Here is a 21,372-nt window from a genome sequence, read left to right on the forward strand (position 1 = left end):
CTGTTTGCGGTTGGGTCTAGTGAACGGACTATGGCTGGACAGCTTTGTCATGGGTGAGGCGTAGTCTGTGGTCCTTAAATCACCGCTTTAAGCAACGAATTTGGGTACCTTGTTTGTTCAGTTTTTTATTGTTAAGCCCTATCAGATCAGGATATAGATAATGTCGATCGCTCAACCGGATGTAGCTGCCCAGACACCTCCAAAAGTCGCCTATCTGGTCAATCAGTACCCCAAGGTCAGCCATAGCTTCATTCGCCGTGAGATCGGTGCCCTGGAGGCCCAGGGGCTAACGGTAGACAGGTTTTCGATTCGCTCCTGCGCCGACGAACTGGTAGACCCCGACGACATCAAGGAGCTAGAAAAAACTCAAATCGTTTTGGACCGTCCCTGGTCTGAGCTGCTCCTGACCATTGCTCGGGTGGTGCTGCAGCACCCAGTGGCGTTTGTGGCTGCCCTTGGCCTGGCCTTTCAGCTCGGCCTGAAGGACGAGTCGGGGCCGCTGTATCACCTGGCCTACCTGGCCGAAGCCTGCGTACTGCTGGCCTGGTTTGAGGCGGCCCGCATCGACCATGTGCACGCCCACTTTGGCACCAACCCAACCACCGTCGCAATGCTCTGCCAGGCCCTGGGGGGGCCACCCTATAGCTTTACCGTGCACGGACCCGAAGAGTTTGACAAGGTAAGGGCCATCTCCCTGGGCGAAAAAATCAGGCGGGCCAGCTTTGTGGTGGCAATTAGCTCCTTTGGCAAGAGTCAGCTGTACCGCTGGACAGCCCTGGAGGACTGGCCCAAGGTGCATGTGGTACATTGCGGGCTCGACCAAACCTTTCTGGCCCAGGCGTTTACGCCCATCCCAGAGCAGCGCCACCTGGTCTGTGTGGGGCGACTCAGCGGGCAAAAGGGCCACCTGTTGCTGTTGGAAGCGGTCAGGCAGCTTGTAGAGGCGGGCTACCGGTTTACGGTGACGCTGGTGGGCGATGGCGAAATGCGATCGCAGGTCGAAGCCCTGTTGGCCAGCTACCACCTGCAGGACTGTGTTTCAATCACCGGCTGGGCCGCTAGCCAGGAGGTCAAAGCCCAGCTGCTCAAGGCCCAGGCGCTGGTGTTGCCCAGTTTCGCTGAAGGTCTGCCGGTGGTGATCATGGAGGCCCTGGCCCTGGGGAGACCCGTGATCACCACCTCCATTGCCGGCATTCCCGAACTGGTGGAGACTGGCGTCAACGGCTGGCTGGTGGTGCCCGGTTCGGTGGAGTCGCTGGTGGAGGCGATGCGGGCCGCCCTGGACACCCCAGCGGCAGCGCTAGAAACCATGGGCAAAGCCGGTATGGCGAAAGTCGCGCAGCAGCACAACATCGACCACGAAGCCGCCCACCTGGCCCGGCTTTTTGTGGAAAGCGCATTGGGCTAGGGCAGGTCATCTATTCTGGCTATAATCCCGCTGCCATCGGCCTTGCCACGCCCGGATCCGCGAAAAGGCTGTGGGCTATAACCGTTGCTGCTTGGGGCATCGGCAGCCGATGGCTGAGCGCTCCTAGAGTAGGGAGGAGCTTTGATACAATTTACGCAGCTCAATCTACCCTAAGGCCCAGGCGCGCCCTTGAAAATCGTACTCGACAATGTTCAAAAGACCTACGGCAAGCGCCAGGTCGTCAACCGAGTCAGTCTCTCCGTGGCCCAGGGGGAGATTGTGGGTCTGCTGGGGCCAAACGGAGCAGGCAAGACAACGACCTTTTATATGGCCACCGGGTTGGAGCGACCCGACAGCGGCAAAGTCTGCCTCGACCAGATCGACATCACCGACCTGCCCATGCACCAGCGGGCGCGGCTGGGGATTGGCTACCTGGCCCAGGAGCCCAGCATTTTTCGCAACCTGTCGGTAGCCGACAACATTTTGCTGGTGATGCAGCAGACGCGGGTGCCGCCGGAGGAGTACGGCGATCGCCTGCGCGACCTCTTGAAGGAATTTCGGCTGGAGAAGGTGGCCAACACCCTCGGCATTCAGGTGTCGGGGGGAGAGCGCCGGCGCACCGAGCTGGCCCGGTCCCTGGCCTCGGGGCCGGAGGGGCCCCGATTTTTGTTTTTGGACGAACCCTTTGCCGGGGTGGATCCGATCGCCGTGTCTGAGATTCAGGAAATCGTGGGCAAACTGCGCGATCGCGACATGGGCATTTTGATTACCGACCACAACGTGCGCGAAACCCTCCGCATTATCGATCGCGCCTACATCATGAGCGACGGCCAAATTCTGGCCTCCGGCAGCGCCGCCGACCTCTCCAGCAACCCCCTGGTGCGCGAGCACTACCTCGGCAAAGATTTCGCTATCTAGCTATCCTGGGGCTAACTCCCCACCTACCCCAATTGCTATGACCACCGCTCCCTACAATCCTCCCCGTTCCCGCCCTGGGGCATCACTGCTGACGGTGATGGATCGCTACATCGCCAAAGAGCTGACCATGCCTTTTTTGTTTGGGGTGGGCGCTTTTTCCTCGATTGGGATTTCGATTGGGGCGCTGTTCGAGCTGATCCGCCGGATCACCGAGTCGGGCCTGGCGATCACCCTGGCGGTGCAGATTTTTGTGCTCAAGCTGCCCGAGTTCATCGTGCTGGCCTTCCCCATGTCCACGCTGCTGGCCACGATGATGACCTACAGTCGCTTCTCCAGCGACAGTGAGCTGATTGCCCTGCGCGGGGTAGGGGTGAGCATTCGCCGCATTATTGCCCCGGCGGTGGTGCTGAGCCTGCTGGTGACGGGCCTTACCTTTTTGTTTAACGAGCTGATTACGCCGGCGGCTAACTACCGGGCTGCCATCACCCTTGAGCAGGCGCTCAAGTCGGAGCGCCCCCCCTTTCAGGAGCGCAATATTTTCTACCAGGAGTTTCAGCCCGCCCGCGACGACGCCAATGCCCAGGAACTCAGGCGTCAGTTCTACGCCCGCCGCTTTGACGGCACCACCATGCACGGACTCACAATTCTTGACTTCTCCCAGGAGGGGCTGAACCAGGTGGTCAGCGCCGAGTCGGCTCAGTGGGAAATCGAAAAAAACACCTGGACCTTTAACAACGGCACCATTTACGTAGTGGCCCCAGACGGCTCCTTCCGCAACATCATCACCTTTGAAACCCAGGAACTCCAGCTGCCCCGAACGCCGCTGGACCTGGCGGGCCGCACCAAAAACGACACCGAGATGAACATCGCTGAGGCCACAGAACAACTGGCCCTGGTGCGCCAGAGCGGCGACGAAAGGATGATCCGCCGCTGGCAAATTCGGATTCAGCAGAAGTATGCCCTGCCCTTTGTGTGCGTGGTGTTTGGCCTGGTGGGCGCCTCGATTGGGGTGCTGCCCCAGCGCACCAGCCGCGCCACCAGCTTTGGCATCAGCATTGTGATCATCTTTGGCTACTACCTGCTGTCGTTTATTACCAATGCCATGGGTGAAGTGGGCGTGCTGTCGCCGTTTCTGTCGGCCTGGCTGCCGACTTTGCTCGGGATGTCGATCGGGCTTTACCTGCTGTTTCGGGTGTCTAAGTAGGGTATAAGGTGCACGGTATACGGTTCACGGTGGGGCCTGAACCGTACACCAGCGTTGCTGAATTAAGGCATGAATCTTTAGCGGCAAAAGTCCTTTCACCGCCCCCTAATCCCCCAATTCTGGGGGACCTTGAGACGGTTCGGTTCCCCCCAGCATTGGGGGGCTAGGGGGGCAAATCATCCCGGCAATCAGCAACTCCCCGTACACCACAAACCCTATTCCACCCACAGGAGATTTAGAAGAAAAAGCCGTCCTGCTCAATTTCTTCGATAGTTTGCAGGCCGCGGGTGTCGCCCACTTTGAGCAGGGCGGTGCGGGCGTCTTCCCGCACCCCCAGGTCATCTTCTTCGGCAAAGCTTTCGATCAGAGCATCGATCGCGGTGTGGTAGACCACATTGGAGGGCAGTTCGCGGCAGAGCTGGCCCACGGCCCAGGCGCAGTTGCTGCGCACCGCTGGCACCGGGTCGCGGCGCAGGCCCTCGATTAGCGGGGGGATAGCGGCAATCACCGATTCGTAGCTGACCTGGGACATCTGGGCCAGGGCGCTGGCGGCCCACAGCCGTACGGCGGAAATATCGGTGCGCAGAGCCTCGATTAAAGGCAGCAGCGATCGCCTGTCGTGGGCGTTGCCCAGGGCCCACACCAGTCCCTTGCGCACGTAGCCATTCCAGTCTGAGGCCAGCTGGGCAATTATGGGCTCGACCGCCGATGGGTGGGGGTTGCGCCCCAGGGCATAGGCAGCGCTGACCCGCACCAGAGGACAGCGATCGCCAAGCAGCCCCAGCAGCGGAGTTACCGCCCGGCTATCTTCTACCTCACAAAAGGCCCGCGCCGCCAGCATCCGCTGCTGCGGATCTGCCGCCGTCAGCAGCGGCAGCATGGCTTCGGGGTCGTACTGGGGGGCCTGTTCCTCGTCTACGGGACCAAGGGCATCGAGGGGATCGGCAAACTCCAGGTCGGGGGTTAGGGTGGAGAGATCGTCGTCATACATAGGGCTACTTTATCTGGTTGTGCCGCACTTTTTGCGATCGCAGCGGGCCTCTGCAAACTTTCGTTAAGCGATACATTAGCCCTCCGTCACCGCGCCTGAGGGCGACTGATTCCGGCCCTGAGTGTCACCCTGAAGTATCCTGCCGCAGGACTGAAGCAACAGCCCAAGGTGCCTGTCAGGGGGTATTATCCCTCTCCTGTTGGCCGAAATACCCCCACCCGAGGGATAACAACGGCCTCAAACTTTCCGAAGAATATTGGTAGATTCCCTCGGCCCATCCGGGCAATCGTTAGGATGGGAGCATTGCGAGGAAATCCGATCCCCGGGCGGGGCGAACTGCGGAAGGGCGGACGAATGGAGCTTTGGCCGTTCACCACCGCTCGGCAAGATCTCTAACCCAGCCGACCCAAATTCAGATTGACGACCTATCCAGGAGTGTGGCAGCGATGGCATCCCAGGCCCAAATTAGAAACTTTTTGGCTCACTGGTTTCAGTTGGGCAAGCCCGTGGTGCTGGCCGAAAATCGGGGCCAGTGCTTACCTGAACCGATCTACCAAAACGGTGACTACAGCAAGTCCTTTGAAGACTGCTGGCACAGAATCATGGTGACAGGCGGGCAGGACTGCTACCTGGAGGGCACCTCCCAGAGCATCGCGGCGATGCTGTCGCCCGCCTGGGAAGTCACCCCCTGCGCCCGCTGCGACATGCCCCTGGCCATCCCGATCGCAGGACCGATGAACTACCCCTGCCCCTGCAGCGACCTGATGAGCTGGCCCAATACCGACATGCCCATGCCCCGCACCGCCGTGGACAACCGGCAGCACCTGAGCGACCTGCGGCAGCGTTTGACCGAGGGCAACGAGTGGTCGACGTCGGAATCGACAGAATCCTATCCCAATGGCTGACAATCCCTAGGCCGACGACGAAGCCAGCACCTTCTCGTCCTGACGGGGAATGTCGTAGATCATAAAGTCGTGGGCCATAGCCGTGTTGGGGAAAATGGCCCGCGCCTCAGCCAGCAGATCCGGCAGCTGAATGTCATTGCCGGGGGCATAGCGGGGGCTGAAGTGGGTCATGATCAGCTGCTTGGCCTGGGCCGCCAGGGCCACCTGGGCCGCCATGGTGGAGGTAGAGTGCAGCCGCTGGTAGGCCAGATCGGCGTCCCGGTGGGAGAAGGTGGCCTCGTGAATCAGCACGTCGGCGCTGGTGGCGAGGGCTACGGCGCGATCGCAATAGATAGTATCGGTACAGTAGACCAGCTTGCGGCCCACCAGGTCTGGCCCGCAGAGGTCGGCCCCGTTTACCGTGCGCCCATTGGGCAGGGTCACCCGCTTACCCTGTTTCAGCTCGCCGTAGACGGGGCCGGGGGCAATGCCCAGGGCCTGGGCCCGTTTGACATCAAAGTGGCCGGGGCGATCGCGCTCCTCAATCCGGTAGCCGTAGGCGGGCACCCGGTGCTCCAGCAGGTCACAATACACCCGAAACTCGTCGTCCTCAAACACTAGCCCCGGCTCAACGGCGTGGATTTTGATCGGCAGCGTGAAGTGGGTTTGGGAATAGCGGCGGCTGGCCTGGAGGTAGTCGTTGAGGGGCTTGGGGCCGTAGATATCGATGCGCTGCTGCCGGTTGCCCGCCAGTCCACAGCTGGCCAGCAGCCCCATCAGCCCAAAGATGTGGTCGCCGTGCATGTGGGTAATAAAAATGCGGCGAATTTGGCTCGACTTAAATTCGCTGCGCAAAAACTGGTGCTGGGTGCCCTCGCCGCAGTCAAACAGCCACACCTCGGCCCGCTGGGGCAGCCGCAGGGCCACACTCGACACATTGCGGGCGCGGGTTGGCACGCCAGAACTGGTACCCAAAAATGTAATTTGCAACGGAACGGCCTCTAGAGGATATTGGGGGAAGGGGGCGGGTATCGGGTGTTGAGTATCGAGTGTTGGGTATCGGGTGTCGGGTGCAGGGCAAACCTGAAACCGAATACCAGACACCTAAAACCAGACACCTAAAACCTAAAACCTGAAACCTTTTCCACTCACCTATCTTGCCACGCCCCAGGGGTAATGGCCTTTGCCCAGGTCGAGTTTCGACCCAGGGAGTATTATCAACACAGCCCGATTGACAGTGGCAAACGCTTCAAACAACAGCGCAGGATAGGAGTATGGCACAGACACCCCATTGGCTAGCGCTACTGACCGCTGGGTTAGGGCTGGTCGCTGCCCTGGCCCTGCACAATGCCCTTCAGCAAGCGGTTTAGGCCGTGCGGGTCGTTGCCTACTGCTATCAGACGGCTGGGGATGCCCCAGACCCAGGCCGCTTAAATGAGCTGGCCGAGCAGGTGTATAGCGATGGGGCGGTGCCCACACCGGGGTATCGGCCAGGGCGCGATCGCCTGCTGGCCGACCTGCACACCACCCCCGCCGATCTGGTTTTAGTGCAGGACCTCGCCACCCTGGGTAACGATCCCGAGGAGGTCAGCGCCTGGATTGAGGCCCTGGAGTCCACCGGAGCTGAGGTAATCTCCCTGGCGGGGGGCGCAGTGGATGTAGCCAGCCTAGTGCAGGGGGCGAACCTGGCCAGTGAACAGCGCCGCCGCCGCCTGCGCGAGGGCCATGCCCGCAGTCGCTTACAAGCCCTGCCGCCCCCCGGCAAACCTCCCTACGGCTACCGCCGGGGCCAGGGCAAGTACCTGATCGATCGCGCCACCGCGCCAGTGGTCACCGCCTTTGTCAACGAGTTTTTGCTCTACGGCTCCCTGCGAGGGGCGGTGCGGTTCGTTGAAACTCGCTTTGGCAAACGCATTTCGGCCTCGACCGGGCGGCGCTGGCTCACCCACCCGACCTACCGGGGCGATCTGCAATACCAGGATGGCACCGTGCTGCGGGACACCCACGCCGCCATCGTCAGCCGCGAGGAGGCGGCCCAGATCGATCGCCTGCTGCGACGCAACCGACCGCTGCCACCAAGGACGGCGGGAGCGGCGCGATCGCTGGCGGGCCTCGTCACCTGCCAGAACTGCGGACAGCCCTTGACCATCTCTAAAACCGCTCCCAAAAGCACCCCCAGGGGCCAGGCCAAAACCTACCTCTACCTGAGGCCCAGCGGCTGCCCCCAAACCCCCCGCTGCAAAGCCATCCCCTACGACGAGGCACTGCACCGCATCGTGGCGGAGATCTGCCGGGTGCTGCCCCAGGCCGTGGCCCAATTCACGGCCAACATTCCACCCGGAGCGCCCGCCCCCGGTACCCGGTTGCAGGCCGCAATCGCCGCCAAAGAAGCGGTGCTGGCCCAGCTCCCGGCTCTGGAAGACTCGGGCGTTTTGGATGCCGAGACCGCCGCCCTGCGCCGCTACAAGCTGCGCGGCGAAATCGCTACCCTGCACCAGCAGCTGGCCCAGCTGCCCCCGGTCAACCTGCAAGAACTTTCCCAGTCGGTGTCGATTCCTCAGTTCTGGCTCGACCTGTCGGAGGCGGAGCGGCGCTTCTTCTTCCGCGAATTTCTCCGCGACATCCAGATCGTGCGCGATCGCGACGATTGGCGAGTAGAGCTAGTCCTAGTATTTTGATAGGATGATTTACACCAAATCCGAGTCGCATAACCCCAATTTCAAACAAGTGACCTGCGTAGGGGAAAACGGTGTTTGCCCAGTCCAACCGGAGGTAGCCAAAGCGGATTCAGTATTAAATGTTTAGTCGTTTGCTTAGGTTGTTAAATCTCGTCTTCCTGAGAAAAATAAGTGTGAAGGAAATCGTGAGGCGATAGGATAGGAATACCTGAGAATTCGCCTAAAGCCAGCAAATCGCGATCGCCAGTTACGATTCCTGCGGCATCTCCTCCAACCGCAGCTTCTAGCACCATCAAGTCTTCTAAATCCCTAATGCTAGGCTCAACCAATCGCACTGGAACACAGGGTTGAGCTAATTCCTGCACTGTTATTTGGAGGCTGTCGGGGGTCTCCTGTAACTCCTGTAGCTTGCTCTGTAGCTTTGGATAGGCAAGTGTTCTGGGAGCATGTCAGGTTTGCAAGGTCGGCTGAAACAGGTGAGGATGCAAGTGTTGACCTAAAGGCCTAACTGATGACCCCTGAGAAAGCCACCCAACTCAAAACTCATCTCGCAGCAATCGCTCAATTGCTCTACGAGGAGAGCGATCCGGCTGACATGCAGACTCTAGAAATCACCACGGTGAACAGCATCACCCGCGTATCAAAGCGCTGAAAGCCGTAGCGAATGGCCAGATCGCCCAGCCCGCCGCCGCCGACTACCCCCGCCATGGCTGAGTTGCCAATCAGGCTGATCACCATCAGGGTGAGGCCCAGCACCAGGGCGGGCAGCGACTCTGGAATCAGCACATTGCGGACGACTGGCAGTGGGTAGTTGACCACCGTACACGCCAAATCTTGCGCCTTCCACCAGGAAGTTGTTGATCCCGAGACCCGCCGTCCAGCTAAAGTCGTCTCCCCCGGTGAACGAGGTAAACGCCCCGTGGCCAGCGATAAAGAACCCGCCAAAGTTGAGGTTCACCAGCCCTGCAAAGGTATCGGTGGCGGTGGGAACCGCAAAGCCAGCGGCCGCACCATCACTGTGCAGATAGGCCGCCGCTAAATTGAGAATTCCAGCGTTGACCAGATTAAGCTGAGCGATGTAGCTCTGGTTTCGGGCAGCGGCAATACCAACGGCAGGGTTGGTAGCACCGCCAGGATTCGAAGCGGTGTAGCCCAAGTCCAGAATCAGGTTGTCGGTGAAGGCGATGTTCAGGCCAACGCCAGCACCGTTAGACGTGCTGCCAAAGGTGTCATAGAACTGAACGCGACCCGCGTTGGCCACGGAAGGGCCATCGAAGGGGCGGGTAGCGGGGTTTACCCAGTCCCTGCCAGCGTTGCCTCGCGCAGAAACAGTAGCATTGATGCGGTTGCCGAGGGGAAAGCTGTAGGCGAAGGTGGTGACATCGACGTTAAAGCCACCGCCAGCAGCGGTAGCTAGACCGCCCAGAGGGTTGCCGGGGCCACCCGTGATAGCGTTACCATCCCCGGCCTGTAGACGAATGCGCAGGCGATCGCGACCGGAAAAACTCGTGTCAAAGTTCAGACGAGCCCGAGAGGCAACACTGGTGCTGGTTTCGGGAGCCAGGGTGTCAAAGGGCGTGATTAAGTTGAATACCGCCTCACCGCGCAGTTTGGTGGTAGTCGAGAACTGCTGAGCCCGCAGGGTCGCGGTTTCGGCTTCCAGAGCATCGACACGACCGCGCAGGGTGGCCAATTCGGCTTGGAACTCTTGCTGTAGGCGGCGGATGGCAGCCAAATCTTCGGGGTCAATGCCCGATTGGGCAATCAGGGTAGCGCTCAGGGGCCCAGTGGAATGAGGACAATGTTCCCCAGGTGCTGGCCCATCGTTGTGCTTATCTCAATGGAGCCATTGGGTTACAAAGGTGACATGCTCCCAGTGTTCTGGCAACTTCATTCAGAAGGGATGGCGTGACCAAAGCTTGAAGCATCCCCTGACGAACTTTTTGTAGAATTTGGTTAGGTGCACCTTTCCAGAGCAAGCCTGATACCCAAACATTGGTGTCAATGATCACCCTCATTCGGCAGCGGATGTCTCTGATTTCATCTGCCGTCGCACCTCTTTTACCAGAGCGCTAATTTCTTCTAGGCTCATGGCATCAGGGTCTGGCTCTAGGGCATCAATCCTTTCTTGCAGTTCATCAAACCGGAGCGGCTTCTGAATTTTCTTGAACGTGATGGCGTCGTCTGTGGCCCAGATCATGTATTCGTCGCCTGGGTGCAGCTGTGCCTGTACCTCAGGCGGGATTTCCAGCCGCCTGTCATCCGTCACAATAACAATAGTCACATCACGCATGGGACTCTCCTAAAACTCGATGCTGTCGGGGGTGCGGGGGAAGGGGATGACATCGCGGATGTTGCCCATGCCGGTCATAAACTGCACCAGCCGCTCGAAGCCGAGGCCAAAGCCGGCGTGGGGCACGGTGCCGTAGCGGCGCAGGTCCAGGTACCACCAGTAGTCTTCGATGGGTAGCCCCGCCTCCTGGATACGACGCTCCAGCACGTCCAGGCGCTCCTCCCGCTGGGAGCCGCCGATGATCTCGCCTACCTTAGGGGCCAGCACGTCCATGGCCGCCACGGTTTCGCCGCCGTCGTTGAGGCGCATATAGAAGGCTTTGATGCCGGTGGGGTAGTCGGTGACGATGGTGGGCTTTTTGAACAGTTCCTCCGCCAGGTAGCGCTCGTGCTCTGACTGGAGGTCGATGCCCCACTCGACCGGGAACTCAAAGGTGCGATCGGCCTTCTCCAGCAGCTTCACCGCCTCAGTGTAGGTGATGCGCTCGAAGGTGTTGTTGATAATGTTGTCGGCGGTGGCCAGCACCGAATCGTCGATGCGCTGGTTGAAAAACTCCATGTCCTCGGGGCACTCGTTTAGCACTGAGCTAAAGATGTACTTGAGGAAGTCTTCAGCCAGATCCATATTTCCGGTCAGGTCGCAGAAGGCCATCTCCGGCTCTACCATCCAGAACTCGGCCAGGTGGCGGGAGGTGTTGGAGTTTTCGGCCCGGAAGGTGGGGCCAAAGGTGTACACGTTGCTGAAGGCCATGGCCATGATCTCGGCTTCCAGCTGGCCGCTGACGGTGAGGTAGGCGCGTTTGCCAAAGAAATCCTGGCTGTAGTCCACGGCGCCGTCTTTGGTTTTGGGCGGATTGAGCAAATCGAGCCCAGTGACGGCAAACATTTCCCCGGCCCCCTCGCAGTCGCTGGCGGTGATGATGGGGGTGTGGATCCAGAGAAAGTTGCGATCGCGAAAGAACTGGTGAATCGCCTGGGCGCAGGCGTTGCGCACGCGAAACACGGCCCCCAGGGTGTTGGTGCGCGACCTGAGGTGCCCCAGCGTCCGCAAATACTCAAAGGAGTGGCGCTTTTTTTGCAGCGGATAGGTTTCGCCATCGGCGGTGCCAAAAACGGTAATGCTCTGCCCCTGCAATTCCACCCGCTGCCCCTTGCCGGGGGATTCTACCAACTGGCCACCGATCTCCACCGAGGAGCCGGTGGTGAGGTCTTTGACCACGGTGTCGTAACCCGCCAGGTCGGCATTCAGCACCACCTGTAGCCCCGCCATCGACGAGCCATCGTTCACTTCCACAAAGGTGATGCCCTTGGCCTCACGCTTGGTGCGCACCCAGCCCTGGATAGTGGTGGTCTGGCCCGGTTCGCTGCTGTGCAGAATGTCTCGAATGCGCGGCATAGTCGTGCTGGATCTGTAGTGGTGTACATGAACTGTGATCTATTCTGACCCACAGCGGTTCCGAAAGGGGGCTCAACCCCAGCAAAACCGCGACAGCGAGGTAGAACCCGCCTCTGTTACGGAGCCTTCAGTGCGCTGAATTAATTAACAAAGGTATTGACGGCTACAAAAGTCACTTATCTTTACCTTTAATATCCAGAGTGCAAATTTTGCTTGGGTTCTGAACTTGGTCGTTGCCTGAACCCAGGGGTGTTGTGGTGTGTCTTTGCTACTGAATCGGCGACGGTGCAGCTTTTAAATAGCGTAAGTTTTTGCCTTTTTGTCTATTTAATTGCTGAGTGTAGAGGCTGAGGCTTTGCCCGTCAGAATTTGGTTAAGGCAGTCCCGCCAGCGAGTCCTCAAAGAATTTGATCTCGGCTAGGGGGACGTCTACTCCAGCCAATGATGAGGTTTTGATGTTTGTCTGGGAGGTTTTTTAGACCGCTAGGACGATACGCACTGTAGTCAGAAATTTCCCGTCAAGGGGTTGCCAGTTTCTGGTGCTGCAGTGCGGTTTTTCAAAGATGTCTAATGGATAGACCTCTCAGGCTTTCCTAGTGCAAATGGCAAAGGCGATCGCCCTGGCACGAAAGCGTTAGACGTCACCCAAGGGGTGACAGATTCGCCTCGTTGCGACAATTTCAGCGGGCTGACCATTTGCTTTTTATAGCAGTCTGTGCAGGAGATGGGCCTGCTCGGATTGGCCAAATGCTACATCCCACGACCATATTACAAGTCAATCGTTAGGAGACCCCTATGAGTGGAAATGAGTTGCGCGCCCAAGCTATTGCCAGTATTGCTTGTCGCCCCAAGGTACCCGTCAGCACCCCAGGGCGGCTAGAAGATCTGTGGGCGAAGGATGTCTTTAGCCTCAGTAAAATGCAGGAGTGCCTGCCCAAGTCGGTGTTCAAGTCGCTGCAAAAAACGATTACCACTGGCGCACCCCTCGATATGTCGGTAGCCGACGTGGTAGCGGTAGCGATGAAAGACTGGGCGATTTCTAAGGGGGCGCTCTACTACTCCCACATGTTCTACCCACTGACCAACGCCACCGCCGAAAAGCACGACGGCTTTATCTCGGTGCAGAGCGATGGATCGGTGATTTCAGAATTCTCCGGCAAGGTGCTGGTGCAGGGGGAGCCCGATGGTTCCAGCTTCCCCAACGGCGGCATTCGCTCCACTTTTGAGGCCCGGGGCTATACCGCCTGGGATGTGACCAGCCCCGCCTTTGTGATGGAGACCGAAAACGGCGTCACCCTCTGCATTCCTACCGTGTTTGTCTCCTGGACTGGTGAAGCCCTGGACAAAAAAACCCCGCTGCTGCGCTCCAACGCCGCCATGAGCAAGGCTGCTACCCGCGTGCTCAAGCTGCTGGGCCACACCGAGGTGGCTCCGGTCAACTCCAGCTGCGGCGCTGAGCAGGAATACTTCCTGGTCGATGCCAGCTTTGCCACCGTGCGCCCCGACCTGCTGCTGGCGGGCCGCACCCTGTTTGGCAAATTCCCGGCCAAGGGTCAGCAGTTTGATGACCACTACTTTGGGGCCATCCCCGAGCGGGTGCAGGTGTTCATGCAGGATGTGGAGGAAAAGCTCTATCGCCTGGGCATTCCGGCCAAAACCCGCCACAACGAAGTGGCCCCTGGCCAGTTTGAAATTGCCCCCTTCTTTGAGGCCGCCAACGTGGCCAGCGACCACCAGCAGCTGATCATGACCGTGCTGCGCAACACCGCCAAAAAGCACGGCTTTCTCTGCCTGCTGCACGAAAAGCCCTTTGCGGGCATCAACGGCTCCGGCAAGCACGTCAACTGGTCGGTGAGCAACAGCACCCAGGGCAACCTGCTCGACCCCGGCGACACCCCCCACGAAAACGCCCAGTTCCTGGTGTTCTGCGGCGCGGTGATTCGCGGCGTCCACAAGTACGGGCCGCTGCTGCGGGCGGTGATTGCCAGCGCCAGCAATGACCACCGCCTGGGGGCCAACGAAGCTCCCCCGGCGATCATTTCGATCTACTTAGGCAGCCAGCTCCAGGATGTATTTGACCAGATCGCCAGCGGCGAGGTGAAGGGCTGTCTGGCCAAGGGCGAGATGGATTTGGGGGTCGATACTCTACCGAAATTTACCAAGGACGCGGGCGATCGCAACCGCACCTCCCCCTTCGCCTTCACCGGCAACCGCTTTGAGTTCCGCGCGGTGGGCTCGGGCCAGTCGGTGGCCGGGCCGCTGGTGGCCATGAACACCATCCTGGCCGACTCCCTCGACTGGGTGGCCGACCAGCTCGAGGCCAAGCTGGGGGCAGGCCTCGAGCTGAACGTGGCCATCCACGACGTGCTGCGGGACATCATCCGCGACCACGGCAAGGTGGTGTTTAACGGCAACGGCTACTCCACCGAGTGGCACGAGATGGCCGTCAACGAGCGCGGGTTGGCCAACCTGCGCACCACCGCCGACGCCCTGCCCGTGCTGCGGGAGCAGTACATCGAGGACCTGTTCGTTAAAGAAAAGGTGCTCAGCCCGGTGGAATTGGGCAGCCGCTTTGAGGCCTACTCCGAGCAGTACATCCAGCACATCGAGGTGGAGGCCAAGCTGGTCGTCAGCATGGCCAAGACCATCATCTACCCCGCCGCTATGCGCTACATGGGCGAGCTGACCCAAACCATGACCAGCCTCAGCGGCATGGGGATTGAGTTTAGCAACGAGAGCGTGGTCAAGATTGCCGACCTCACCAAGTCAATGATGGCCTCGGTGAGTAACTTGGAAGACATGATGACCAAGCACTTCATGTCGGTGGAGGAGCACATGCAGTTCTGTGCCCAGACCCTGCGTCCCCTGATGGATCAGGTGCGCGAGTACGCTGACGCCCTGGAGGGCGAAGTGGCTGACGACCTCTGGCCCCTGCCCACCTACCAGGAGATGCTGTTTATCAAGTAGGGCGGTAAGGCAAGCTTTGGAAGGGGTTTAAGGGTTTGGGTATCGGGTATCGGGTATCAGGCATACCCTTGTACCTGGTACCCTGCACCGTGAACCCTTTTTGCCGTTATTCCGTGAGCAAACCCGTTAAGACCAACGCCGCCCGCCTGCTGGATCGCCTCAAGCTGCCCTACGAGCTGCTGGAGTACGAGGTGGATCCTGATGACCTGGCGGCGGAGAGTACCGCCGAGAAACTGGGCCTGCCGCCGGAGCAGGTGTTTAAGACCCTGGTGGCCAGGGGCGATCGCACCGGGGTCTGCCTCGCCGTTATCCCCGGCAATGCCCAGCTGGATCTCAAAGCCCTGGCGGCATTGGCAGGCGATCGCAAAACCGAAACCGTTCCCCTCAAAGAAGTACAGCCCCTCACCGGCTACATTCGCGGCGGCGTCACCGCCCTGGGCACCAAAAAAGCCTACCCCGTCTACATGGATGAGTCGATCCTCACCTTCGACACCGTCGCTGTCTCCGCTGGCAAACGCGGGCTAATGCTGTGGCTCACCCCCCAGGACTATCTGACGGCCACCGAGGGGCAGGTAGGAGCGATTGCCCGATATAGTCCCTAACAGCCTCTTACCCAGCTTCCAATGGTGTAGGGCTATTAGCGAAGTGGTACATCGCCGCTCCAAGAGCCAGCTTTTAGACCAAGTGGCAAGGGATGACGAACTGCCAATACATTCACCCGCCCACCCATCCACCCATCAATCCGCCCACCCGCCTACCCGCCAACCCATCCACAAAAAAAGGGCACCCCCTCAGGGATGCCCCTTACTGCTCCAGCTACAGCACAAAGCGATGGCTATGGCCTGAGCGCTGGCTCTTAGGCCGTCTGATGCAGCTCGTCCTCAAGCTGCCGCAAAAGCTGGTCATTCCCCTGGATCCGCGCCACCTCGATGCGATGCTGAATCGATCGCTGAATATTGACGCGATGGGCTTCTGCGGCTTCCCGCAGCAGGTGCCGCCGGGCCTGTAACCCTCTGCTGGCTGTTCCGTGCCCGGCCTGAAACACAGGCTGCCGTTGAGGTACAGCGACAGGGGGCTGGATTTGGCCGTGGCAGTTGGTGCTGTAGCTCACCCCGCGGTAGGTGTAGTTGCCGATGGGCTGAGTTACAGGCAAATGCCTGACGTAGGAAAATCTCAGGGGACGCCCCCGGTAGTGGCCGGTGAGCTCACTCTCACGCACTTCCAGCGAAGGCGGGTTGTAATCGTAATCTACGCCGCGATAGCAAAGTTTCATGTCACGCCTCCTGTTGACAAAGGATTTAACAAACTGCATAAGCAGGGCGCGTTCCTTCAGGAGACCATCTCCTTACTTCCGTCTAGGGCGGGTGGAAAACTTTCCAACTGGCCTCAGATGAACGTCAACGTACTTTCTGTATTCAATTTTACTAAATGCTTTCGATGTCAACAAGTCATGGCAATCGATTGGCAATCAATATCTATCCCTGGAAAGAGCTGGCTGGGCGGGGGTTTGAAGCGCAGGCAAGGGCGATCGCAGGGCTGCAATTCTTTACGTAGTCAGCTCTCGGGCTTTACATTTAGCCCCCGCCAAAGGTCAGCAAATTACACTATGCTGAATATGTAACAACCGCTTAACAACCGTTAGCCGCTTGCGGGGTCACCCCTTCTATGAAATGCATCATCAATCGCCGGGCGCAGTTTTCGGCCAGCCACCGCTACTGGCTGAATGAACTCAGCCCAGCAGAAAACGTTCAGCGGTTTGGCCCCTGCACCAATGCCCCGGGTCACGGACACAACTACGTCCTCTACGTCTCCATGGAGGGCGACCTGGATGAGTACGGCATGGTGCTCAACCTGTCCGACGTCAAGCACGTGATCAAACAAGAAGTCACCAGCCAGCTCGACTTCGCCTACCTCAACGATGTCTGGCCCGAATTTGAGCAAACCCTACCCACCACCGAATACCTGGCCAAGGTGATCTGGGACCGCCTCGCCCCCCACCTGCCCATCGTCAACATTCAGCTTTTCGAGCATCCCGAACTCTGGTCCGACTACTCAGGTAACGCCATGGAAGCTTTTCTCACCGTCAGCACCCACTTCAGCGCCGCCCACCGGCTGGCCTCGCCCCGGCTCAGCTACGAAGAAAACTGCGAAATCTACGGCAAATGCGCCCGCCCCCACGGCCACGGCCACAACTACCACCTCGAAGTCACCGTCCAGGGCCAGATCGACCCGCGCACCGGCATGCTGGTGGATCTGGCTGCCCTCCAGGCCGCCATTGACGAGCACGTGGTCGAGCCCTTCGACCACACCTTCCTCAATAAAGACATTCCCTACTTTGCCGAGGTGGTGCCCACCGCCGAAAACATCGCCGTCCACATTCGCGACCTGCTGCAGGGCCCGATCGCAGCCCTCGGGGCCCGCCTGCACAAGGTGAAGCTGATCGAAAGCCCCAACAACTCTGCCGAAGTCTACGCCGCCGTGCCCCAGCAAGCAGCAGGAACCGTGGCAACCCCCCAGTTCGCCACGGTTTAGCCCTCCTCCCAACACAGCCGGAGGGTGGACAATGCCCACCCTCCGAATCTCAGCCCAGATGGCTCATTCCCAGGCCTAAACTATCCGGCGTTGCTGCTTGCCGGGATAATTTGCCCCCCTAATCCCCCCAAGGCTAGGGGGAACCGAACAGTCTCAAAATCCCCCAGCATTGGGGGATTTAGGGGGCGGTGAAAGGACTTTTGCCGCTAAGGGTTCATGCCTTGATTCAGCAACGCCCAATATCCTACCTCGACACCAGATCGCGCTCCGGCGACACCACAGAACACTGACCCTGGCTGCGCTTGGCCTCGGCCATCTGGGTGCACTGGTAAATCAGCGCCGCCACCAGGCCCGTCCAGCCGGTCTGGTGGTTGGCCCCCACCCCCGCGCCGTTGTCGCCGTTGAAGTATTCGTAGAACAAAATCAGGTCGCGCCAGTGGGGATCCGCCTGGAACGTGCGGTAGCCGCCGTGGACGGCCCGGTTGCCCGCCTCGTTGCGCAGGAAGATGGTGATCAGCCGTTGGGACAGCTCATCGGCCACGGTGTTGAGGTCGCACCGCTGGCCAGACCCAGAGGGAAACTCCACGGTGAAGCCGTCGCCCAAAAAGTCGTGGAAAATCCGCAGCGAGTCGATCAGCAGGTAATTGACCGGGAACCACACCGGGCCGCGCCAGTTGCTGTTGCCGCCAAACATATTGCTGGCAGATTCGGCGGCCTCGTAGCCCACTTTGTGGGTTTCGCCGTTGACGTCAAAGGTGTAGGGGTGATCAGCGTGGGCGCGGGAGAGCGATCGCACCCCGTAGTCGCTTAAAAATTCCCCCTCGTCCAGCATGCGCTGGAGGATGGCCCGCAGGCGATCGGGGCTAACGATGGCCAGCAGGGTTGCCCCCTCCTTGCCCTTGGCGGTGAGGGAGCCGATATTCTCCTGGAGCGCCGGGCGGTTTTTGACAAACCACTGGAACCGGCGGGTGAAGTCGGGGAAGCGCTCAAAGGTTTCGGCCTTGAGCACCGCCGTAGCGTACAGCGGGATCAGCCCCACCATGGAGCGCACCCGCATGGGGTGGCGCTGGTCGTCGGGGGTATGCAGCACGTCGTAGAAAAACTGGTCCTGCTCGTCCCACAGATGCACATCGCCATCGCCCATGTGGTTCATGGCATCGGCAATGTGGAGGAAGTGCTCGAAGAACTTGCTGGCAATGTCCTCGTAGGCGGGGTTGGTCTCAGCTAGCTCCAGGGCCATCTCCAGCATATTGAGGCAGTACATGGCCATCCAGCTGGTGCCGTCGGACTGCTCCAGGTAGCCCCCCGTGGGTAATTCAGAACTGCGATCAAAAATGCCGATGTTGTCGAGGCCCAAAAAGCCGCCCTGGAAAATGTTGTTGCCGTTGTTGTCGCGGCGGTTCACCCACCAGGTAAAGTTCAGCAGCAGCTTTTGGAACACCCGCTCCAGAAACAGGCGATCGCCCTGGCCGTGCACCGCCTTTTCGATCTGGTACACCTGCCAGGTGCCCCAGGCGTGCACCGGCGGGTTGACATCGCTGAAGTGCCACTCGTAGGCGGGCATCTGGCCGTTGGGGTGCAGGTACCACTCCCGGGTAAACACATCCATCTGGCGCTTGGCAAAGTCAGGGTCGATCAGCGCCAGGGGCACCACGTGGAAGGCCGAATCCCACACCGCGTACCAGGGAAACTCCCACTTGTCGGGCATGGAGATAATGTCGTCGTTGTAGAGGTGGGGCCACTCCTCGTTGCGCGGGTTGGGCCGATGGGGCGCGGGCTGGGTGGGGTCGCCCTTCAGCCAGTCCTCGATCACATAGTGGTAAAACTGCTTGGTCCACAGCAGCCCGGCAAAGGCCTGGCGCTGCACATTGCGGGCATCCTCCGAGCAGCGCCCCGGCAGCAGCTGGTCGTAGAATTCGTTGGCCTCCACGTAGCGCTGGTGCAGGATGCCATCAAAATTCTGGCCGAAGGGCTCCGGGCAGGCCTGGGGTCCCTGGTCGCTCAGCCGTAGCCGCACCACCCACTGCTCCCCCGCCCCCAGGCGGCAGTGGTAGTGGGGCGACACCTTCGTGCCCGCCTGGGCCGGGTTCACGGCGTCCTGGCGACCCTGGACGATGTAGTCGTTGATGCCGTCTTTGACGTAGGGGCTGGGGTTTTCGACCACAAACAGCCGCTGTTTGTTGGTCTCGTTTTCGGTGAATAGCAGGGTTTCGGCCCCCTGGCAGTAGAGCCAGCGCTGCCCCAGTTCCGGGTGGGAGGCCTCCACGGCGGCAGCCCCGCCGACATTGTCAATGCGCTTCAGGTGGGGCTTGGGAACGTCCTCAAACCAGCTCCAGGTGTTGCGAAACCACAGGGTGGGCAGCAGGTGCAACTCCGCCCCGTGGTCGGCCCGGTTCACTACCCGAATTTGGACCAAAATATCCTCATCGGTAGCCTTGGCGTAGTCCACGAACACGTCAAAGTATTCGTTCTGATCAAAAATGCCGGTTTCCAGCAGCTCAAACTCGGGGGCGTAGTAGTCCCGGTTTTGGTTCTCCTGCCGCACCTGGTCGTAGGGAAACGCCCGCTGGGGGTACTTGTAGAGGTACCGCATGTGGGCGTGGGAGGGGGTGTTGTCCAGGTAAAAGTAGTAGTCCTTGGGGTCTTCGCCGTGGTTGCCCTCGGGGCCGCTGAGGCCAAAGACGCGCTCTTTCAGGATTGGATCTTTGCCGTTCCACAGGGCGATCGCAAAGCACAGCCGCTGGTGGTTGTCGGAGATGCCGCCGAGGCCATCTTCGCCCCAGCGGTAGGCCCGGGAGCGGGCGTGGTCATGGGGAAAGTAATCCCAGGCGGATCCATCGGGGCTGTAGTCCTCGCGCACGGTGCCCCACTGGCGCTCACTCAGGTAGGGGCCCCAGCGCCGCCAGTAGGATGTGCGATCGCGATCGGCTGCCATACGTTGCGCTTCCGCCGTCATCCTGTTACCTCTGATAGTTCTACAGCCAGAGGGGGTAGCGTGAGCTAATCGTCTATACTCGGTTCCTCTGACGGACATATCCTACCGAAGCCGCTGGCGGGATATATCTGCCCAGGGAGGGTTAAACCGCTAGGGCCTGGTGCCGCGCCTGGGCTTGGCTTCATAGGTTTCGTAGGCCGCCACAATTCGCTGCACCAGCGGATGTCGCACCACGTCGGCCTGGTTGAGCTGGCAAAAGGCAATGCCATCCACCCCGCTCAAAATAGTCTGGGCGATCGCCAGGCCCGACGTCTGGTCGCTGGGCAAATCCGTCTGGGTGATGTCGCCCGTCACCACCATGCGCGACTTAAAGCCCAGCCGGGTCAGCACCATCTTCATCTGCCCCGGGGTGGTGTTCTGGGCCTCGTCCATGATCACAAAGGCGTTGTTGAGAGTACGGCCCCGCATGTAGGCCAGCGGAGCCACTTCAATAATGCCCCGCTCCATCAGGTTGGCGATTTTTTCGGGGTCCACCAGTTCGTGGAGGGCGTCGTAGAGGGGGCGCAGGTAGGGGTTGACCTTCTGCTGCAAATCGCCGGGCAAAAAGCCCAGTCGTTCCCCCGCTTCCACCGCGGGACGGGTGAGAATCAGCCGCTCAAACTCGTTGTTGAGCAGGGCCTGTACCCCTACCAGGGTAGCCAGAAAGGTTTTGCCGGTACCCGCTGGCCCCACGCAAAACACCATGTCGCTTTTCCGCAGCGCCTTGACGTAGCGCTTTTGGCGAAAAGTTTTGGCCCGGATTACCTCGCCCCGACGAGTACGGGCCACAACGTCCTGGTGAATAGCCTGGAGTTCGTCGACGCGATCGGTGTCGAGCGCCTGACGGGCGGTCATGATGTCGGCACTGGTCACCGACTGCCCCTGACTCCACAGGGGTTCGAGGGCTCGCACCAGCCGCTGGGCCAGGGCGATTCCGTTTTCTGTGCCCGAAACGAACAACTCCTGGCCGCGCAGGACTAGAGAGGCTCCAGTCTGATTGGCCAGGAGTTTGAGGTTTTCGTCCCGATAACCAGCCAGGGCCAGAGCACCCTCCGGGCTGGACAATTCAATTTGTAGGGGTGAGGACATCTAAACCAGGTGCCAGAACAGTTCAGGCCGGGGCAGCCC

The 21,372-nt window shown here is 60.0% G+C and carries 18 protein-coding genes, 1 pseudogene and 1 riboswitch; of the genes and pseudogenes, 9 read left to right on the forward strand and 10 right to left on the reverse strand.

The genetic code is table 11. The features are described 5' to 3' along the window. Positions 1-160: 160 nt before the first annotated feature. The 3 genes from NF78_RS06355 (at position 161) to NF78_RS06365 (ending at position 3,530) form a co-directional block, all read left to right on the forward strand. Positions 161-1,408, forward strand: a complete 1,248-nt coding sequence (locus tag NF78_RS06355; protein WP_052049891.1) for a glycosyltransferase family 4 protein — start codon at positions 161-163, stop codon at positions 1,406-1,408. Between the two features lie 189 nt (positions 1,409-1,597). Then, positions 1,598-2,326 carry an LPS export ABC transporter ATP-binding protein gene (gene lptB, locus NF78_RS06360; RefSeq protein ID WP_035985378.1) on the forward strand — a complete coding sequence of 243 codons (729 nt, stop codon included), beginning with the start codon at positions 1,598-1,600 and terminating at the stop codon, positions 2,324-2,326. Between the two features lie 37 nt (positions 2,327-2,363). Continuing rightward, on the forward strand, positions 2,364-3,530 hold the full coding sequence (locus NF78_RS06365; RefSeq protein ID WP_318655449.1) for an LptF/LptG family permease: 1,167 nt from the start codon (positions 2,364-2,366) through the stop codon (positions 3,528-3,530). Positions 3,531-3,765: 235 nt separating this feature from the next. Here NF78_RS06365 and NF78_RS06370 read toward each other — a convergent pair whose 3' ends face one another. Next, the gene (locus tag NF78_RS06370; protein ID WP_035985380.1) at positions 3,766-4,521 is read right to left on the reverse strand and encodes a HEAT repeat domain-containing protein; all 756 of its coding nucleotides are present in this window, start codon (positions 4,519-4,521) and stop codon (positions 3,766-3,768) included. A gap of 446 nt (positions 4,522-4,967) precedes the next feature. Between NF78_RS06370 and NF78_RS06375 the strand changes: the two genes are divergently transcribed. Then, positions 4,968-5,426, forward strand: a complete 459-nt coding sequence (locus NF78_RS06375; RefSeq protein ID WP_035985382.1) for a hypothetical protein — start codon at positions 4,968-4,970, stop codon at positions 5,424-5,426. 6 nt (positions 5,427-5,432) lie between these two features. On the opposite strand, the gene rnz is transcribed toward NF78_RS06375, so the two are convergent. After that, positions 5,433-6,395 carry a ribonuclease Z gene (gene rnz / locus NF78_RS06380; RefSeq protein WP_035985383.1) on the reverse strand — a complete coding sequence of 321 codons (963 nt, stop codon included), beginning with the start codon at positions 6,393-6,395 and terminating at the stop codon, positions 5,433-5,435. Positions 6,396-6,778: 383 nt separating this feature from the next. On the opposite strand from rnz, the gene NF78_RS06385 reads away from it, so the two are divergent. After that, positions 6,779-8,083 (forward strand): recombinase family protein, encoded by a 1,305-nt coding sequence (locus NF78_RS06385; protein WP_035985385.1) that lies wholly within the window; start codon positions 6,779-6,781, stop codon positions 8,081-8,083. A gap of 143 nt (positions 8,084-8,226) precedes the next feature. Here the strand turns inward: NF78_RS06385 and NF78_RS33415 are convergent. Next, positions 8,227-8,508, reverse strand: a pseudogene (locus NF78_RS33415) (putative toxin-antitoxin system toxin component, PIN family); the annotation flags it as partial. Positions 8,509-8,594: 86 nt separating this feature from the next. Between NF78_RS33415 and NF78_RS32890 the strand changes: the two are divergent. Continuing rightward, positions 8,595-8,735 carry a hypothetical protein gene (locus NF78_RS32890; protein WP_156119961.1) on the forward strand — a complete coding sequence of 47 codons (141 nt, stop codon included), beginning with the start codon at positions 8,595-8,597 and terminating at the stop codon, positions 8,733-8,735. Here the strand turns inward: NF78_RS32890 and NF78_RS28050 are convergent. From NF78_RS28050 to asnS, 4 genes are read right to left on the reverse strand one after another with little or no spacing between them, the layout of a single operon-like run. After that, the gene (locus NF78_RS28050) at positions 8,724-9,863 is read right to left on the reverse strand and encodes an iron uptake porin (RefSeq protein WP_081972527.1); all 1,140 of its coding nucleotides are present in this window, start codon (positions 9,861-9,863) and stop codon (positions 8,724-8,726) included. The genes NF78_RS32890 and NF78_RS28050 overlap by 12 nt on opposite strands. A gap of 52 nt (positions 9,864-9,915) precedes the next feature. Further along, positions 9,916-10,101: a putative toxin-antitoxin system toxin component, PIN family gene (locus NF78_RS33420; RefSeq protein ID WP_072015991.1), complete on the reverse strand. Its 186-nt coding sequence runs from the start codon at positions 10,099-10,101 to the stop codon at positions 9,916-9,918. Next, positions 10,098-10,376 carry a hypothetical protein gene (locus tag NF78_RS06395; RefSeq protein ID WP_035985387.1) on the reverse strand — a complete coding sequence of 93 codons (279 nt, stop codon included), beginning with the start codon at positions 10,374-10,376 and terminating at the stop codon, positions 10,098-10,100. Before NF78_RS06395 ends, NF78_RS33420 begins: the two co-directional genes overlap by 4 nt. 9 nt (positions 10,377-10,385) lie before the next feature. Beyond that, positions 10,386-11,771, reverse strand: a complete 1,386-nt coding sequence (gene asnS, locus NF78_RS06400) for an asparagine--tRNA ligase (RefSeq protein WP_035985388.1) — start codon at positions 11,769-11,771, stop codon at positions 10,386-10,388. A gap of 795 nt (positions 11,772-12,566) precedes the next feature. On the opposite strand from asnS, the gene NF78_RS06405 reads away from it, so the two are divergent. Together NF78_RS06405 and ybaK are read left to right on the forward strand one after the other, a co-directional pair. Beyond that, positions 12,567-14,738 carry a glutamine synthetase III gene (locus tag NF78_RS06405; RefSeq protein WP_035985389.1) on the forward strand — a complete coding sequence of 724 codons (2,172 nt, stop codon included), beginning with the start codon at positions 12,567-12,569 and terminating at the stop codon, positions 14,736-14,738. 113 nt (positions 14,739-14,851) lie between these two features. After that, positions 14,852-15,340 (forward strand): Cys-tRNA(Pro) deacylase, encoded by a 489-nt coding sequence (ybaK, locus tag NF78_RS06410; protein ID WP_035985390.1) that lies wholly within the window; start codon positions 14,852-14,854, stop codon positions 15,338-15,340. Between the two features lie 254 nt (positions 15,341-15,594). On the opposite strand, the gene NF78_RS06415 is transcribed toward ybaK, so the two are convergent. Further along, the gene (locus NF78_RS06415) at positions 15,595-16,011 is read right to left on the reverse strand and encodes a DUF4278 domain-containing protein (RefSeq protein WP_072015992.1); all 417 of its coding nucleotides are present in this window, start codon (positions 16,009-16,011) and stop codon (positions 15,595-15,597) included. Between the two features lie 45 nt (positions 16,012-16,056). Continuing rightward, a riboswitch (Glutamine riboswitch) is annotated at positions 16,057-16,137 on the reverse strand. Positions 16,138-16,403: 266 nt separating this feature from the next. Here NF78_RS06415 and NF78_RS06425 point away from each other — a divergent pair. Next, the gene (locus NF78_RS06425; protein WP_035985394.1) at positions 16,404-17,270 is read left to right on the forward strand and encodes a 6-carboxytetrahydropterin synthase; all 867 of its coding nucleotides are present in this window, start codon (positions 16,404-16,406) and stop codon (positions 17,268-17,270) included. A 244-nt stretch (positions 17,271-17,514) separates the two neighbouring features. On the opposite strand, the gene NF78_RS06430 is transcribed toward NF78_RS06425, so the two are convergent. Together NF78_RS06430 and NF78_RS06435 are read right to left on the reverse strand one after the other, a co-directional pair. Next, a complete protein-coding gene (locus tag NF78_RS06430; RefSeq protein ID WP_035985395.1) occupies positions 17,515-20,226 on the reverse strand; it encodes an MGH1-like glycoside hydrolase domain-containing protein in 2,712 nt (903 codons plus the stop codon). A gap of 129 nt (positions 20,227-20,355) precedes the next feature. Then, positions 20,356-21,333 (reverse strand): PhoH family protein, encoded by a 978-nt coding sequence (locus NF78_RS06435; RefSeq protein ID WP_035985396.1) that lies wholly within the window; start codon positions 21,331-21,333, stop codon positions 20,356-20,358. Between the last annotated feature and the right edge of the window lie 39 nt (positions 21,334-21,372).

It is taken from the genome of Leptolyngbya sp. KIOST-1, from assembly GCF_000763385.1.
Classification (GTDB): domain Bacteria; phylum Cyanobacteriota; class Cyanobacteriia; order Phormidesmidales; family Phormidesmidaceae; genus Nodosilinea.